This is a genomic window from Marinilabilia sp. (assembly GCF_016278715.1).
In the GTDB taxonomy this organism is placed as follows: Bacteria; Bacteroidota; Bacteroidia; order Bacteroidales; family Marinilabiliaceae; genus Marinilabilia.
In genome coordinates this window covers 1-17841 of the sequence record NZ_JADQBH010000168.1, presented here as the reverse complement: position 1 = coordinate 17841, position 17841 = coordinate 1, and the positions used below count along the sequence as shown (strand labels likewise).

Sequence of the window (17841 nt, the reverse complement as noted above, 5' to 3'; positions counted from 1 at the left end):
ATCTGATCCTCATTGAATTTTTCTTCCTCATTGAGTTTTTTGAATACCAGTACTTTGCTTCGGCTGCCTCCATTAAAGTCCTTTAAGATATCCAAATCACACTTCCTTATGATTTCCAATCCTTTAGCGCCTATTTCTTTAAGTTCTTGTTCATATCTACCCAGAATGGCGTGGAGTTTTAACAAATACTGATTCATGAAATCCCTATCGCTTAGTTTTTCTGACAGGGGACCTGCCACCGACTGATAGGCTTCTTTAAATATTTCTTCCGAAAAACTGCTGATTTCATTATTGATGTTCCAGCTTTTACCTTCGGTTATCTTTTTCTCTGCAAATTCGAGCAACCATTTCTTAAGGGTTTCATGACCTTTCATATCCATTTCTTGTACTACACGGTCTATTGCCTGTGTCATCACCGATTTGTGGTCCAACTCGGTACGAAAACCCAGTTGAAGCCCTGCATCTCTGGCAAATGAACGAATTATCTGCTGAAAAAAACTATCGATAGTATTGACTGAGAAGCGGGAGAAATCATGAAGCAGTAGTCGTAATATAAATCTGGCTCGCTCCCTGATTTTTGCTTCCTTCCATTCCATCTCCTGCATCAACTCCTCCAGATAATCAGGTTTTTCGATGGCAGGATTACCCAGTTCAAACAATTTTTCCAGGATACGTCTCCGCATTTCTGCAGTCGCCTTATTGGTAAATGTAACTGCAAGTATATTACGGTATTCTGATGGTTGCTTAAATAAAAGCTTTATGAATTCACGAGTTAGGGTGAATGTTTTTCCTGAACCTGCAGAAGCTCTGTAAATGGTGAGTTGTGACATAGTCGTGCCTGATTGTTTTTTATCTACGGTAAAAATAACAAAACAGGCGGGTTTCCGGAAAAAAGGAAAGATTATTCGTATTGAAGATCACAGAATGAAGTCAGTAAATCGCTAAAAAGGTCTAACCGAAAAGACGCAATGACGTACAGAATATAATATCAGAGAATTAAAATAAAGGCCAGACGCTTTTCAACCGTGCCATTGGCACACCATTGCGAGAATTTATAATCCTTGCATGAGGCGGTGGCAGTTCAATAAGCTACTCATGCTTATTCACCATCTATTCATCTGAAGCCGAAGTAATCCAATCAATAATTTCCGGATCGTTGGGTTTGGTTTTAGGGGGAATTACCTTTTGCAGAGTTCCATCAGCACCAATCAAATATTTCTGGAAATTCCATTGGACCTTACTGTCGGTGACGCCATTTTTCGTCTTTTGCGTGAGCCACTGATAAAGTGGATGCTGGTCGTCGCCCTTCACACTGATTTTGGCCATCATAGGGAAGGTGACGCCGTAATTGATTTGGCAAAATTCGGCAATTTCCTCTGCCGTTCCGGGTTCCTGGTTCATAAAATTGTTGGCCGGGAAACCAATAATTACAAAATCATCCCCGCCATATTGTTCGTAAATGGCCTGTAACTGCTCATATTGAGGCGTAAATCCGCATTTGCTGGCAGTATTGACTATCATTACCTTTTTTCCCTTAAGCGATGCCATGTCAAGATCTTCTCCTTCTATGGTTTGTACCGTAAAGTCGTAAAAGCTTGATTGACTATGAGCTGCCTTTACAAAAAAGCTCAGAAAAAGTACCAGGAGAATCGTTTTCATTTTCATCAGATTTGTTTTTTTTAATAAACACCTAAACAGGAAATTAGTTTAACCGACATTTTTGATTCTCATGGCAATGTTGCTAAATTTGCTTTGAAACCATTAGATATCCACAATATTTTGAAAATAACACTACTCGGAACAGGAACTTCTATGGGGGTACCCATGATTGCGTGTAATTGTGAGGTTTGCTGTTCCTCCGACTCAAGAGACAAGCGCACCCGGTCGTCGGTGAAGATTGAAAGCAACGGGCAGATAATTGTAGTCGATGCAGGCCCCGACTTCAGGCAGCAGATGCTGGCTTCCAATACCAAACGCCTGAATGCCATTTTGTTTACCCATGAACACAAAGACCATACTGCCGGTCTTGATGATGTAAGGGCGTTTAACTGGATCAATGGAGAGCCATCCTGTTTGTATGGGGAGGAGCGCACACTGCTGGCTTTGAGGAAAGAATACTCCTATGCCTTTAAAAGTAAGGAGGAGAAATACCCCGGTGTTCCGGAGCTACTGTTGAATAGGATTGGTTTGCAACCATTTGAAGCCGCAGGAATTAAAATTATTCCCGTGCGCGTTTTTCATCACAAAATGCCAGTGCTGGGATTTAGAATTGATGATTTTAGTTATGTTACCGATGCCAGTTTAATACATGACGATAGTATGAAACTCATCAGAAACAGCAAAATTTTGGTGATAAATGCACTTAGAATTGAGCCCCATATTTCTCATTTTAGCTTGAAACAGGCTCTTGAAGTAATTGATGAATTGCAGCCCGAACGGGCCTATCTTACCCATATCAGCCATCACATGGGTTTGCATTCGGAAGTATCGAAACAATTACCACCCAATGTTTTTTTGGGTTACGATGGTCTTGAATTGGAGATTTAGTCTGGTAACGCTTTCTTTTTGAGGGTATTTAGGAATAAGGTGATGGTGGATAGCGCAAGTGCCATAAAAACCAGCCCCACAATAAATAAGGCTTCAGAAAGAGAGAGTGTGTCGCTGATCCAACCAAACAATGGGGCAATTACAGCAAAGATGGCTCTGATGAGCAGGCTGCGAACTGACAAAACTGTTGCCCGAATGTCGGATGGAGTGATTTGATTGATGTAATCTTTTAAAACAGGGGTAGCAATTCCCCTTGCCATATAAAAAATCCCAAGAACCGGCAGGAAAAAGAGTGCTTTGTCAGTAAAACCAGCTGCCACAAAACCGCCGGTGATAATGATGCTGGTACTTAGAATAGTAATTCTTTTGCCCATCTTGCGTTCGAGTTTCGATGAGAAAAGGGTCACGGTGCCCACCAGCAAGTTTAGGCCTGTGGCAGTTGCTCCTATAAATATTTCGGTGAAACCAAATTCTTGGAGTTTTAACTGATAAACCCATGCCATTGTCAGGGTGGAAGTGCCTATGATAGAGGAGTAAATCAGGTTCCATCTCAACTGATTGTTCTGAATCAGGGCATGTTTGATGACCTTCAGAATATCCGAAAATCCCGGACGTTTTCGTTTTTTTATTCTTGGGGGCTCTATTAAGGTTAGGGCAGCCGGAATACCCAAAAAAGCAATGCCTGTCTGGAAATAGAAGGGAAGATGAAGGCTGATTTCGGCCAATGCCCCGCCGGCAAGCCCTGCCAAGGCTTCGGAGTAGTTTCCGATGGAAAAATTGAGCCCTTCATATTTTAGGTATTTGTGGCTCCTTCCATCTGCTTTCAAAGAGTCGAACAGCATGGCTGAATCCGAACCGGAAATAAAACTTTGACCAATTCCAAGTGTCATCTCAGCTGCCAGAAACATCCAGAATCCTGTGCCTAACGAATAAAATAAAAATCCCAGAGTACCTAATACCGCACCCAGGACAAGGGTGAATTTTCGGCCCAGAATGTCAGCCAGATACCCCGAAGGAACCTCAAAAATTACAATACTGATGCTGTAAATGGCCTTCAGCTGAAAGGCTTCCTGGTGACTCAGTCCCAAATCTTTGTAAAAGAGCATTATAATGGGCATAGTGAGCATGAACCATTTGGCCACTTTTATGATGTAGAGTCTTATGATATTTTGGCTGAAGTCTCGCTGCATCGCATTTCTTTGCCCGTCAAAGGTAAAAATTTCATTAGATATCATTAGTGTCCGGAGAAAGATTGCTTTGCATTGCTTGCCATGAAACTGTGGAAAAACGCGCATGCAAGAGCTAATACAGATTCTTCTGTAAGAATCTTTGTCATGCTCGTTTCATTCACATTGTTTTTGTACCCTAAATTGAAAATGAAGATTTGCTTTCAATCAGTCAACAATTATCACCTGGATTATGATAAAATGATAAAAAAAGTGCTTCAAAATTTTTTAATTGTAATTTAACCGTGTAATTTTGTAAAGAAAACGTAAGTTGACCTTGTATTTTTAATGTTATGATAGATAATTTATTCATTCCCAGAGGGTATCGCCCTTTGTTGGATTTGAAACAAACGGAACATGCCATCACTGTCGTAAAAGATTCTTTCCAATCCGGATTATCCTCTGAACTGAGGTTGCGCCGGGTTACAGCACCTCTTTTTGTACTTAAAGGCACCGGGATTAATGACGATCTGAACGGGATAGAGCGTCCGGTAACCTTTCCGGTAAAAGACCTTGGTGACAGGGAAGCGGAGATTGTTCATAGTCTGGCCAAATGGAAAAGAATGGTGCTTACCGATTACGACATTGAGCCCGGATACGGAATATATACCGATATGAATGCCATTCGTCCGGATGAAGTGCTGGACAATACACATTCTATTTATGTGGATCAGTGGGACTGGGAAAGGCATATTTCTTCGGAAGAACGAAATTCTAAGTTTCTGAGAAAGGTGGTTCGAAGCATCTATGAGGTTTTAAAACGAACCGAATTTATTCTTTTTGAGAAATACTCTCAGCTTACGCCATTACTTCCATCCAAAATTCATTTTATACATAGTGAAGAGTTGTTGCAAATGTATCCCGAATTAACCGCCAAGGAACGGGAAGATGCCATTTGCAAAAAACACGGAGCTGTATTTCTGACCGGTATCGGAGGAAACCTTTCTAATGGAGAACCACATGATGGCAGAGCTCCCGATTATGACGACTGGAGTTCTGAAGATGGAGAAGGATTTAAAGGCTTAAACGGAGATATTTTACTTTGGAACCCGGTTCTGGAAAAAGCTTTTGAGATTTCTTCCATGGGAATCAGGGTAGATGCCGAAGCTTTGAGAAAACAATTAAAAGAAAAAGATTGTGAATATCGTAAGGAGTTTCTTTTTCATAAAAGATTGTTAAACAACGAATTTCCTTTGAGTGTTGGTGGTGGAATCGGACAATCCCGGTTGTGTATGTATTTTTTGCGTAAAGCACATATCGGGGAGATTCAATCGAGCCTTTGGTCGGATGAGATGCGGAAAGTTTGTAATGAAAACAACATTCCGATAGTTTAAGGTGCATTCTTTACAATATTTGGATTTTTTTCAATTGATAAAACTTATAAATCATTACTTTTGAGATATAAATCCCTGAAAAACCCTGTTGAAGGATTTTTCAGGGATTTAGGTTTTTGGCACATCATGATAACCCATTGCAATGCAATGTATTTCAGAAAGGAATGAGTGAAATTTTCTTTTTTTAGAGAATTGGACTTACTGTTTTTATGGAAGTTCGACCTGCTCTGGAAGTCTATTTAAGGTAATGAGGCCAATTAATTTCTGATCCTTTCAGGGAAATATTTTGTTGTTCGAGTTGAATGGATCCCGAAGAACTCATTATAAGTTTTGTTTTTTAGATTTTAAGAATATTGACATTGAAAGAGTCGTAAATTTTTGGGGATTTAACACAGAGGTACTGAATAAAGGAACTTTGCCTCGGTAATATGATTTTGTGATGAACCAGTTTTTTTATAATAGCAGTTTTTCCCCTGTACGGGAAAATGGTTGCTACGAAAACCTTTATACCTATGAAATACATCGTAGTATTAGCCGACGGAATGTCCGACAATCCAATTCCTGAATGGGACAACAAAACCCCGTTGATGGTTGCCAACAAACCGGTAATGGACCAGCTTTGCGCCTTAGGGCAAACGGGATTGTTGAGATCTATTCCGGCAGGACTGCATCCCGGAAGTGAGATTGCCAATATGAATATACTGGGGTTCGATCCCCGAAAATATTTTCCCGGCAGGGGAGTTCTGGAAGCGGCGGCACTACAGGTGCACATTCGCGACAATGAGTTGGTTTTCAGATGTAATCTTGTGACTGTGGAAGGTGATAAATTAATTAACCACTCTGCAGGACACATTTCCAATGAGGAAGCTGGAGAACTCATCGCTTATTTGAACGAGAAACTGCACCCGGAAGGGGTACGTTTTCACCAGGGGGTTAGTTATCGTAATCTGATGATGCTGGAAGATGGTAATACAGGTGTCTTTTGCCGGCCGCCACACGATCATCCAGGCGAGCTCCTGGAAGACCTTTTACCAGTTGCCGAGGGAAATGCCAGCAAGACAGCCGAACGTCTAAGGACTTTAATTAAACATTCTATTGAAATCCTCAACAACCATCCTATTAATAAGAAAAGGAAAAAAGAGGGTAAGGCTCCTGCCAATGCCATTTGGCCCTGGTCACCTGGAAAGCCGGGTGGCTTTCCAACTTTTAAAGAGCGTTGGGGCATAAATTCAGGTGCTGTTATTTCTGCAGTGGATCTGATTAGAGGAATTGGCGGTATGGCTGGTCTTGAGAATATTTATGTTGAGGGCGCAACGGGTCTGTTCGATACCAATTACGAGGGCAAAGCGGCTGCTGCAGTGAATGCACTAATGAAAGTAGATTTTGTATTTTTGCATGTTGAAGCAGCCGATGAAGCAGGCCATGAAGGTGATAAGGATTTGAAAAAGAGAGTGATTGAGGATTTTGATAAACGCCTTTTAAAGCCGTTGTGGCAAGGTATCAAAGGTTTGAATGAGGAAGTTGCCCTGGCTTTGTTGCCCGACCATCCCACACCCTGCGCTTTGCGCACACATACCTCCGATCCCGTACCTTTTTTCATAGTGAAACCCGGCTGGGAAGCTGATTCCGTAAAATCGTTTGATGAGTTTTCGGTGAAAGAAGGTTCCTTGGGTGTTTTGTCCGATGGGGATGTTTTGGAGAAATTATTTGAGTAATTAAACAGATTGTACATTTTTGCATCTTATTAATATGCATTTTAAGAGTTTAGGAACAAACCAACAAACAGTGTCATTGTCGGATGCTGTTTTTAAAGGCCTGGCCGATGATGGCAGTCTTTTCATGCCGCAAGAAATTCCGGTTTTGAATAAGCATTTTTTTGAGAATCTGGCGCAAATGTCTCTTCCCGAAATCGCTTTTTCAGTATTAAAGCCTTTTGTGAAGGAGGATTTGAGTGATGCCGACTTGAAAGAAATGGTGGTAAGCACTTTTTCTTTTCCCATTCCATTGAATGCCGTAAATAATGACATTTATGTTTTGGAGTTGTATCACGGCCCCACACAGGCTTTCAAAGATGTGGGTGCCCGTTTTTTGTCACGCCTGATGAGTCGCTTGCATCCGGTTACCGACAAAAAAATGGTGGTTTTAACAGCCACTTCGGGAGATACTGGAGGTGCTGTTGCTCACGGTTTTTATAAAGTTCCGGGTATTGATGTAGTGGTTTTGTATCCAAAGGGAAAAGTCAGTCCTTATCAGGAAAATCAAATGACCAGCCTGGGGCATAACATCCACGCTATTGCCGTGGATGGGACCTTTGATGATTGTCAGCGTCTGGTCAAACAAGCCTTTAATGACCGCAATTTACGACAGGATGTGGCTGTTACTTCAGCCAATTCTATAAATCTGGGACGTCTGCTTCCTCAGATGGTTTATTATTTCCAGGGAGTGGCCCGCATGATGGAAAAAAATGGGGGAAAAGCGCTTGTAGTTTGTGTTCCCAGTGGTAATTTCGGAAACATTACCGCTGCCGTGATGGCCCATAAAATGGGCTTGCCCGTAAAACGTTTTGTAGCAGCTACCAATGTTAACGATGTGGTTCCCCGGTTTCTGGATTCCGGAAATTATGATCCCCGTCAGTCTATAGTTACATTGGCCAATGCGATGGATGTGGGAGACCCCAGTAACTGGCCCAGACTTTTCGAGTTGTATCAGAATGACACCGATAAAATGAAAAAAGAGGTTGTTGCTACCGTGGTAAATGACCAGGAAATAAAAGAAACTATTCAATCAGTCTTTACCGCTCACAATTATTTACTTGACCCGCATTCGGCAACAGGTTATTTGGGGCTTTCTCGGCAAATGAAGAGTGATGAAAGCGGATTTTTTGTTTCTACGGCACATCCGGTGAAATTCCTGGAAACCATTGATTCCGTTTTACCCTCAGAAGCACAAAAATTAAGGGATGAGTTTGGAGATGCCTTTACAGCGAAAGGAACACATGAATCGATGGGAAACTCCTACAAAAGCCTGAAAGAATACTTGATGAACTTGTAAACAGTGGCTTTTTTTAAATAATTTTAAGGTTTGGCTTGCTTTTTGTTTTCTTTTTTTAGCAAAAAGGCTATTTTTACAGCCAAAAGAAAAAAAGAAAACCAATCATTAAAATTGAATACGTTATGAAGTACTTATTGACAGTAAGTTTTGTGTTGTTTGCACTTGCAGGAAGTGTTTTTGCCCAGGATAAATCGGCGGCGGACTATAAGAATGAGGGAAATGATGCCTTGAGAAATAAGGATTATCAAAAAGCCCTTGAACTTTATGAGGAGTCGGTAGCCAATTGGGGAGAGGAAGAGCCGTTAGAGGATGCTATGCTTTACAACATGGCTACCTGTGCACGTCGCATCGAAGATTACGACAAAGCAGTGAAGTATTATGAAATGACTAAGGAGCAAGGATTCCGTCCCGACATCTCGGCTTATTACATTGCTTTTTCTTTAAATAAGCAAGAAAAAGACGAGGAAATGGAGAGTTTTTTGGTAAACGCTGTTGAGGAGTTTAGCACAAGTAAATATGTAGGTCACATGAAGAAAATGCTTGTGACTTATTACCTTCAGCAAGGTTCAGAGCCTTATAATGAGGCCTCTCAAATTCTCGCTTCTGCTCAAAATGCAGATCCGTCTCAGTATGATGAGATTAAGGCCCGGGCAAATGAAGCATTTTCGAATGCCAAACCCTGGTTCGAGAAAGTTTTGAAGTATGACGCTGACAATGCCAGTGCAAAAGCTTCTCTCAAGGAAATTAATAATAGACTGGCTCAATAAAGTAAATCGTATTATTTAACAGAAACGGGTGTCTTAACTTTTTGTTGAGACACCCGTCTTTTTGTTTATCACTTGTTGTATCGCAATTCTATTACTGAGAAAGAAAAGGCTATAGTTTAAATTCGCCTTTTATTTAAAATTTAACACTCGTGTCCGGTAAAAAGAAGAGATTGCCTCACTACTTTCGCCATGATGCCGTTTACTTTCAGTTAAATATCAAATCCAATCTATAATTAATCAGGAAAATGATAAACACACTGTGTTAAGCTATTGCCAAAGAAAAAGGCTGACTCATTGAGTCAGCCTTTTTTGCATTTCGTCAATTCAAAACTTAATTGTTTTTCGCTTTTTTGGATTCTTCTGCAGTATCATCAGATTTCTTCTCACTATTGGAAAACTTCACGATATTGGTGGTAACCTGTTGATTCTCTTTATCAAAACCTACTTCAATTGCATCGCCTTCACTGATACTGGCCTGAATAATGACTTCCGCCATTTCGTCCTCCAGATATTTCTGAATAGCCCGTCTCAAAGGTCTGGCACCATATTGAACATCATATCCTTTGGCAGCAATAAAGTCTTTAGCTTCTTCAGTCAGTTGCAGCTTGTACCCCAACGATTCAACACGTTGATAAAGTCCCTTGAGTTCTATATCAATTATCTTGCGAATATCAGCTTTGTCCAGGCTGTTGAAGATAACCACATCGTCGATACGGTTAAGAAACTCGGGAGCAAATGCCTTTTTAAGAGACTTCTCAATCACACTTTTTGCATGTTCGGAATCCGTCGATTGGGTTGTCGTGGAAAAACCAATTCCTCGTCCAAAGTCCTTCAGCTCACGGGTACCAATATTGGAGGTCATTATAATTATAGTGTTTTTAAAATCCACCCGGCGTCCCAGACTGTCTGTCAAACGGCCCTCATCAAGAACCTGCAGAAGGATATTAAATACATCGGGGTGAGCTTTTTCAATTTCGTCGAGCAACACAACTGAATAGGGGCGGCGACGAACTTTTTCAGTAAGTTGACCACCCTCCTCATACCCAATGTATCCGGGAGGTGCTCCAACCAACCGGGAGACACTGAATTTCTCCATATATTCACTCATATCAATTCTGATGAGTGCTTCGGTGGTATCAAACAGGTACTGGGCAAGTACTTTTGCCAGGTGAGTTTTTCCAACTCCGGTTGGCCCAAGAAATACAAACGAACCAATAGGTCTGTTGGGATCTTTTAAGCCGGCACGGTTTCGCTGAATAGCCTTGACGATTTTCACGATGGCATCTTCTTGACCAATCACTTTGCCTTTAAGTTGATCGCCCATTTTGAGCAAACGAGCACCTTCGGCCTGAGCAACGCGTTGAACCGGAATACCAGTCATCATGGCTACCACTTCGGCCACCTTCTCCGCATCCACTGTCTCTCGGTTTTGCTGGAGTTCCTCTTCCCATTTCGTTTTAGAACTTTCCAATTCGTCAAGAAGTGATTTTTCTTTGTCGCGGAACGAGGCAGCCAGTTCAAAATTTTGGGCTTTTACTGCTTTAATCTTGTTTTCTTTAGTTTCTTCAATTTTCTCCTCCAGCTTTAAAATTGCTTCAGGAACCACAATATTGCTGATGTGAACTCGCGAACCAGCCTCGTCCATGGCATCAATTGCTTTGTCAGGAAGGTGGCGGTCAGAAATGTATCTTTCTGTCAGCTTCACACACGCATGAATTGCTTCACCTGTGAAACTTACATTGTGATGATCTTCATATTTCTCTTTAATATTGTTGAGAATTTCGATGGTCTCATCCACCGAGGTGGGTTCAATCATGACCTTCTGGAAACGACGCTCCAGCGCCCCGTCTTTCTCAATGTGCTGACGATATTCATCCAGAGTGGTAGCTCCAATGCACTGAATTTCACCGCGGGCCAGTGCCGGTTTCAGCATGTTTGCGGCATCCAGCGACCCTGTAGCACCTCCGGCACCTACAATGGTGTGAATTTCATCAATAAAGAGAATGATATTGGTGTTCTTTGACAACTCATTTAGAATGGCCTTGATGCGCTCCTCGAATTGTCCCCGGTACTTGGTTCCTGCAACAATAGACGCAAGGTCCAAAGTCACCACACGCTTATCGAAAAGCACCCGGGAAACCTTCTTGTCGATGATGCGTAAGGCCAGACCTTCTGCAATAGCAGATTTACCAACCCCAGGTTCACCAATAAGCACCGGATTGTTTTTCTTTCTGCGGCTGAGAATTTGGGCCAGCCGCTCAATTTCCCGTTCACGACCGACGATAGGGTCGAGGCGGCCTTCCTCTGCAGCACGGGTAATATCAATACCAAAATTGTCCAGCACTGGGGTGTCGGAACCGGGTTTTCCAGCTCCTGGCTTTCCTCCTTCGTGGCCTCCACCACCACCTCCCTGAGATGAAAAAGGAGAATCTGCATCATCGTCATCCGGCATTTGAGCTTTACCCTGTGGAGACATTTGCTCTGCAAGTAAACGAAGATGGTCGTATTTTACATTATAATCATTCATAATTTCAGAAATTGTGCTACTCCTGTCTTTAACTAAGGCAAGAAGCAGGTGCAGCGTATTAACTTTCGAGCTTTTTAATGCTCTTGCTTCTAGATGAACCAGTTTTAAAATTTGTTCAGTCGATTTTAAAAGAGGTAACTGGCTATTATTGTTCAGTGGCGTGTGTTCTTTTATTTGTTTTTCGATGGTGTCACGAACGTGATCCACATCAATTTTTAACTGGTCAAGTAATCTGACTGCATTGTTGTTGGTGTCGTTGAGCAACCCCAGCATCAGATGCTCAGGAGCCAGGAAAGGATTCCCCAATCGTGAAGCTTCCTGACGGCTAAAGGAGATGACCTCTTTTATTTTTGATGAAAAATTTAGATCCATATGGTATCTTTCTTTTTATAATTATCAGGACAATTACTAAACAAAAACTGTGCAACGTTTTGACCGGTGTCATAATTGCAGTTTTTGTTACCCTCAAAAATACTATAAAAAGGCTAAAAAACCCAAGAACAAAAGGGTATAAAAAACAAGGGCGGTTGTTTTCACGTTCGGTAGGAAATGATTAATTTAGGGCGGCGAAAAAAATGACCCTTAGCTATGGGCATTTTTTTAATTTCAGACTCATCTAAAGACTATCTAAATGGCTGATGAAGAAAGAATAATAAAGATTAACATTGAAGAGGAAATGCAATCTGCATACATTGACTATTCGATGTCTGTGATTGTTTCCCGTGCCTTACCTGACGTTCGGGACGGCCTTAAACCGGTACACAGACGTGTACTTTTCGGAATGCATGATTTGGGAATGTCTCCAAGCAAGCCTTACAAGAAATCTGCAAGGATTGTGGGAGAGGTGCTTGGTAAGTACCACCCACACGGCGACTCGTCGGTGTATCATGCAATGGTTCGAATGGCTCAGCCCTGGTCTATGCGCTATATGTTGGTGGATGGACAGGGTAACATGGGCTCGGTTGATGGTGACAGTCCTGCTGCTATGCGTTATACGGAGGCACGCATGAACCGGCTTTCGGAAGAGATGCTGGCAGATATTGAAAAAAACACGGTCGATTTTCAGTATAATTTCGACGATTCCCTAAAGGAACCTACGGTTCTTCCAACACGGATTCCGGCGCTTTTGGTGAATGGTACTTCTGGTATTGCCGTCGGTATGGCCACCAATATGGCCCCGCACAATCTGGGAGATGCTATTAATGCCATTGTGGCATACATCGACAATCCCGATATCAGTATCGAAGAACTTATTAAGGTCGTTCAGGCCCCGGATTTTCCAACAGGAGGTACCATTTATGGTTATCTGGGGGTCAAAGAGGGTTATGAAACCGGCAGGGGACGAATTGTCATTCGGGCCAAATCGGAAATTGAAACAGAAAATAACGGCCGTGAAAAAATTATCATTACCGAAATTCCATATATGGTCAACAAAGCTGACCTGATTGTGAGAATTGCTGATTTGGTCAATGATAAAAAGATCGATGGCATTTCTAATGTCAATGATGAATCGGACCGCGATGGAATGCGGATTGTTATTGACCTTAAAAAAGAAGCTATTGCCAATGTAGTATTGAATCACCTTTATAAATATACTGCACTGCAATCGTCTTTTGGAGTCAATAATATTGCCCTCGTTAAAGGACGGCCACAACTCCTTAATATCAAAGGAATTGTGCAGAATTTTGTGGAGCATCGCCACGATGTGGTTACCCGCAGGACTCAATTCGAACTCGACCAGGCCGAAAAGCGTGCGCATATTCTGGAGGGACTTATTATTGCAAGTGATAATATTGATGAAGTCATTAAGATTATCCGTGCAGCTCAAAATCCCGATGAAGCTCGCGAGAAGTTAATGGAGCGTTTTGAACTGTCAGATATTCAGTCCCGTGCCATCGTTGAAATGCGATTAAGACAGTTGACGGGTCTGGAACAAGACAAACTCAGGTCAGAATATGACGCTTTATTGTTAGAGATTGACCGTTTGAAGGAAATTCTGGCTGCTGTAGAGCTCAGAATGGAAATCATAAAAAACGAGATGCTCGAAATTAAGAGAAAGTACAACGATCCCCGTCGTACCGAAATAGTTTACTCCTCCGAAGAGTTTAATCCAGAGGATTTTTATGCTGATGAGCAGATGATTATAACTATTTCGCATTTGGGTTATATCAAACGGACACCACTGGCCGAGTTCAGAACACAAAACCGGGGAGGAGTGGGCTCGAAGGGAAGCACCACCAGAGATGAAGATTTCATAGAGCACATTTATCCTGCTTCTATGCACAATACGATGCTTTTCTTCACCAAACTGGGACGTTGTTTCTGGCTCAAAGTTTATGAAATTCCCGAAGGAACCAAGAATTCCAAAGGCCGTGCTATTCAGAACCTTCTGCAAATAGATCCGGAAGACACAGTAAAGGCGTTTATCAGAGTGAAAAAACTTAATGATGAGGAATATTGTCAGTCTCATCATATCGTGATGGGCACCAAGAAGGGAGTTATCAAAAAATCTCTGCTGGTTGATTATTCCAGACCTCGTCAGTCAGGCGTAATAGCCATCAGCATACGCGAAGATGATGAGTTGATTCAGGCACGTCTGACCAATGGAAACAGCGAAATTCTGATGGCCACCCGATCGGGGCGTGCAATTCGTTTCAATGAATCGCATGTTCGCAGCATCGGACGTACCGGTCAGGGAGTGAGGGGAATAACGCTTGATTCAAAAGTCGATGAAGTGGTTGGCATGGTTTGTGTGAAAGATACCGAAGACGACATCATGGTTGTTTCCGAAAAAGGATATGGAAAACGTTCCAACCTCGATGACTACCGGGTTACCAACAGAGGAGGAAAGGGAGTAAAAACCATGCGGATATCCGAGAAAACAGGAGATCTTATCACTATTAAGAGCGTCAACGACGACAATGATTTAATGATCATTAACCGTTCGGGAGTTACCATTCGGGTAGCGGTTGCCGATCTAAGAACTACCGGAAGGGCTACTCAGGGAGTTCGGTTAATCAATTTGGATAAGAAGCATGACATGATTGCTTCTGTCACAAAAGTAATATCAGAATCGAAAATGGATGAAGATATTATGGAATCCGGTATTCTGGAGAAACAATCGGATGACGTTGACGATGATAATGATGGAGAAAATTCATAAATTTATATTGTAAATACACTCAAAAACAGATAACAATGAAAAAGTTACTAATTGTAGCACTTGCGCTGTTTGTAGGAGCAGGTGTTTATGCTCAGAAAGGTAAGGTAAATGCTGCAGAGGCCTATATTGAAAATGGTGATCTCGAAGCTGCAGGGGAACGTTTGGAAGATGCTTATACACATAAGCGTTCGGCAGACTGGCCCAAAACTTATATTGTTGCCGCAAAACTGGCAACTGCAAAATATAAGAAAGATAAGGATATCCAGCTTCTTCAGGATGCCGTTGACCATTACATGAAAGCAATCGAACTGGACAAAGCGGACAATAACCGTTTTGAAAATGAAATTAAAGTTGCTTTAACTTTCTTCGTTAACCAGTTGACCAACGCCGGTATTGAAGGCTTTAACGAACAGAACTATGAAAATGCCATGGTGGCTTTTGAAAATGTTCTGAAAGTGAACGAGTTGGATATGTTTCAACAGGAGAATCCTACTGTGGACACAGCAATTATTTACAATACTGCTCTGGCTGCATACAATGCTAAGAATTGGGATAAAGCTTCCAAATACCTGGAGGAATCTATCAATTACAGCTATGGTGGAGGAGATGCTGTATTGCTTTTACATCAGGTTTATGGAACCATGCAGGATTCAACAAAAATGGCAGAAAATCTTCAGAACGGATTTGAGAAATATCCAGAAGATGACCGTTTGCTGACTCAGTTGATTAATTATTACCTGGAAACCAAGCAAAATGATGCTGCTAAAGCATATCTCAATCAGGCCGTGGAACAAGATCCCGAAAATCCTACATATTACTACGCTAGAGGCGTATTGTCAGATCAGGCCCAAAATTACGACGAAGCTATTGTTGACTATAAAAAGGCTCTGGAGCTGAAGGAAGATTATTTCGATGCTTTATATAATTTAGGAGTTATTTATTACAATAAAGCTATTGAGCAGATGAATGTTGCCAATGATGAAACCAACCATGCCAAATTTCAAAAAGAAAAGGCTAAGGCTGATGAATTGTTTAAGACGTCCTTGCCTTATATGGAAAAGGCACATGAGGCTAAGCCTGATGAGCTTGCAGTATTGGAAAGTCTGAAGGGTTTGTATTATCGGTTCGAAATGATGGATAAATATGATGAAGTGGATGCCAAGATTAAAGCAACTAAAGGAGAGTAAGCATTGTTAATAAAAATAGCAGGCCTTGAAAGCCTGCTATTTTTATATTTACAAAATTAACATAATGTCAATTATAGGACAGAGGAAGATTTTTCATTTTGGTTATTCAATCAATGAGTAAAACAATTTAGATGAGTCCGAAGCTTAGGTTTCTAGATTTTGCTCAAACAAACTGGATGCAACAACCCCGAATTTGAAATAAACTAAACGGTTATATAAAAAGCAGAAATGGATTTTCATTTTTTCAGACAAATAGAACAAGGATGCAATGATAAGGTGGCGAATGAGCCATGCATTTGAAGTTTATATAACATTTTCCGCATCATATTTGCTGGGGAATTCAACTTGTCTTATCTGTGTCTTGAGCACAAAGTGATATCGGAATATATCTTGAAGACAAAAAAAGGCCCGGTAAAGGCCTGTTTTATTTTAATTCCTGCGAATACAAAATGGTCGTTTTGCAAAGACTGTTTTTCCTTTCCCTAGTTGGTTATTTCCAATTACTGGCAAGGTCAAACAGATTATAATCGGGCCATTCAGAAGTTTTCTTAATCGCTCCTTCCATCATTCTGCGAATATCGGAAGCAAGCATCGGTCCTTTCCATGTACTGCTGTTAAATAACACCACATAAGAAATTCCATTATCCTTTCGAACCATCAAGGCCGACGTTCCTGCCAGTGTACCTGTGCGGTACCAATAGTTTTTGCGAACGCCTCGCCACCCCATGGGATCAAGGTATTTTTTAGCAGGAGAGGTCATTTTTTCCACAGACTCTTTCGATAAAATATCATTAGGAAGTTTCATTCCGTCAATGGCCAACATAAACTTTAATAAATCTGTTGATGAAGCCAGCCATCCCCCTGCCGGACCCAGTGTGCTAACATCATTTCCTCCATAGCTACGGAGAACTTTATCGTCACTTTTATGGTCAATAACCAAATAAGTATCAGCGGGTTCATAATACTTCACTTCTAGTTCGGCCCGCTCGGTAAGGTAATTTCCTCCAAGCCGCATATCAAATATCCCAATCGGATAAAGAATATTGGTTTTGATGTATGATTCATAGTCGTCGCCACTGGCTTTTTCAATGACTTCTCCCAGAATGGCATATCCCAGATTCGAATAAGAAGACATGGTTCCCGGCTTAAAATGTAATCTCTTGCCCAGCATGTATTGAATAATGTCGGTGGCATCTACCGGCAGTTCTTTGCCCAGTCCTCTTGCAACTGCGTGAGGAATAAACATGGGATCGCCCCAGCGATTGGTCCATCCACCTGAGTGGTTTAATAAGTGCTTAACCTTGATATCTTCAACATTCCGGTCGATGTAAACATCGTAGGGCGGCTGATTCAGAATGCCCTCCGGACCGAAAACGCGATCTTCCAGGCGAAGTTTACCATCTTCCACCAGTTTCATTATTCCTGCAGCAGTAATCAGTTTTGAAACACTGGCAACTCTAAAAAGATGGTAAGGTTCGGCATGTATTCGACTATCCATGTCGGCCCAGCCATATCCTTTAGAAAAAACCAACTTTCCGTCTTTTGCAATGGCTACTGATGCACCCGCCATTTCATTGCGGCGAAGAAATGAATTGACAGACTGGTCAATCGATTCGAATACCCTATCGTCTGAAAAGAAACCGGAGATACGTAAAGATGTAACATTTGGTTCAGGAGGTGTGAAATCTGTACCAAATGACTCAATAGAGGGGCCTGTAATATATTTGGCTGCCATTCCTGCCGACAGGCCGGCAAAAATGAGAAAAATTTTTAGTTGTAATTTCATAAGTACTTTTTATTACCGAAAATCTGCGCCAGTCCACCTAATTAGTCATCTAGTCATCCAAAAACAGCTAATCGGAAATAATAATTTTTTTATATTAACCCTTGATAGTAAATGCAAAAATAGTCTTTTTGAGAAAAGAACACAAAATTACACCGTAGTATTATTACGAATTAGGAGTTAGAAAGTTTCTTTTTTTTGATGATTATGGGAAATTTTAAAAAAAGAGTCTGTTTATTCAGGAACATGGGATTAG

The 17841-nt window shown here is 41.4% G+C and carries 12 protein-coding genes; 7 read left to right on the top strand and 5 right to left on the bottom strand.

Going from position 1 to position 17841, the window contains the following annotated elements; genetic code table 11:
* Positions 1-830: UvrD-helicase domain-containing protein (locus QZZ43_RS10895; RefSeq protein ID WP_291858965.1), on the bottom strand; the 830-nt coding region annotated here is incomplete at its 3' end.
* Positions 831-1110: 280 nt separating this feature from the next.
* Entirely contained in the window at positions 1111-1659 is a 549-nt protein-coding gene (locus QZZ43_RS10890) for a glutathione peroxidase (protein ID WP_291858962.1), read from the bottom strand.
* A gap of 120 nt (positions 1660-1779) precedes the next feature.
* Here QZZ43_RS10890 and QZZ43_RS10885 point away from each other — a divergent pair, with 120 nt between their 5' ends.
* Positions 1780-2547: an MBL fold metallo-hydrolase gene (locus QZZ43_RS10885; RefSeq protein WP_291858961.1), complete on the top strand. Its 768-nt coding sequence runs from the start codon at positions 1780-1782 to the stop codon at positions 2545-2547.
* Here QZZ43_RS10885 and QZZ43_RS10880 read toward each other — a convergent pair.
* Complete coding sequence (locus QZZ43_RS10880; protein ID WP_291858958.1) at positions 2544-3782, bottom strand: MFS transporter; 1239 nt, start codon at positions 3780-3782, stop codon at positions 2544-2546. The two genes, QZZ43_RS10885 and QZZ43_RS10880, sit on opposite strands and share 4 nt — an antisense overlap.
* A 284-nt stretch (positions 3783-4066) precedes the next feature.
* Here QZZ43_RS10880 and asnA point away from each other — a divergent pair, with 284 nt between their 5' ends.
* The 4 genes from asnA (at position 4067) to QZZ43_RS10860 (ending at position 8925) form a co-directional block, all read left to right on the top strand.
* Positions 4067-5107, top strand: a complete 1041-nt coding sequence (asnA, locus tag QZZ43_RS10875; protein WP_291858956.1) for an aspartate--ammonia ligase — start codon at positions 4067-4069, stop codon at positions 5105-5107.
* A gap of 512 nt (positions 5108-5619) precedes the next feature.
* Complete coding sequence (locus tag QZZ43_RS10870; RefSeq protein ID WP_291858954.1) at positions 5620-6822, top strand: cofactor-independent phosphoglycerate mutase; 1203 nt, start codon at positions 5620-5622, stop codon at positions 6820-6822.
* Positions 6823-6856: 34 nt separating this feature from the next.
* Positions 6857-8158 (top strand): threonine synthase, encoded by a 1302-nt coding sequence (gene thrC, locus QZZ43_RS10865; protein WP_291858952.1) that lies wholly within the window; start codon positions 6857-6859, stop codon positions 8156-8158.
* Between the two features lie 122 nt (positions 8159-8280).
* Entirely contained in the window at positions 8281-8925 is a 645-nt protein-coding gene (locus QZZ43_RS10860; RefSeq protein WP_291858949.1) for a tetratricopeptide repeat protein, read from the top strand.
* A 331-nt stretch (positions 8926-9256) separates the two neighbouring features.
* On the opposite strand, the gene QZZ43_RS10855 is transcribed toward QZZ43_RS10860, so the two are convergent.
* Positions 9257-11824 (bottom strand): ATP-dependent Clp protease ATP-binding subunit, encoded by a 2568-nt coding sequence (locus QZZ43_RS10855; RefSeq protein WP_291858947.1) that lies wholly within the window; start codon positions 11822-11824, stop codon positions 9257-9259.
* Between the two features lie 259 nt (positions 11825-12083).
* Between QZZ43_RS10855 and gyrA the strand changes: the two genes are divergently transcribed.
* Together gyrA and QZZ43_RS10845 are read left to right on the top strand one after the other, a co-directional pair.
* Positions 12084-14615 carry a DNA gyrase subunit A gene (gene gyrA, locus QZZ43_RS10850; RefSeq protein WP_291858944.1) on the top strand — a complete coding sequence of 844 codons (2532 nt, stop codon included), beginning with the start codon at positions 12084-12086 and terminating at the stop codon, positions 14613-14615.
* Between the two features lie 35 nt (positions 14616-14650).
* On the top strand, positions 14651-15802 hold the full coding sequence (locus QZZ43_RS10845) for a tetratricopeptide repeat protein (RefSeq protein ID WP_291858942.1): 1152 nt from the start codon (positions 14651-14653) through the stop codon (positions 15800-15802).
* Between the two features lie 490 nt (positions 15803-16292).
* Here the strand turns inward: QZZ43_RS10845 and QZZ43_RS10840 are convergent, their stop codons facing one another.
* On the bottom strand, positions 16293-17588 hold the full coding sequence (locus QZZ43_RS10840; protein ID WP_291858940.1) for a serine hydrolase: 1296 nt from the start codon (positions 17586-17588) through the stop codon (positions 16293-16295).
* Between the last annotated feature and the right edge of the window lie 253 nt (positions 17589-17841).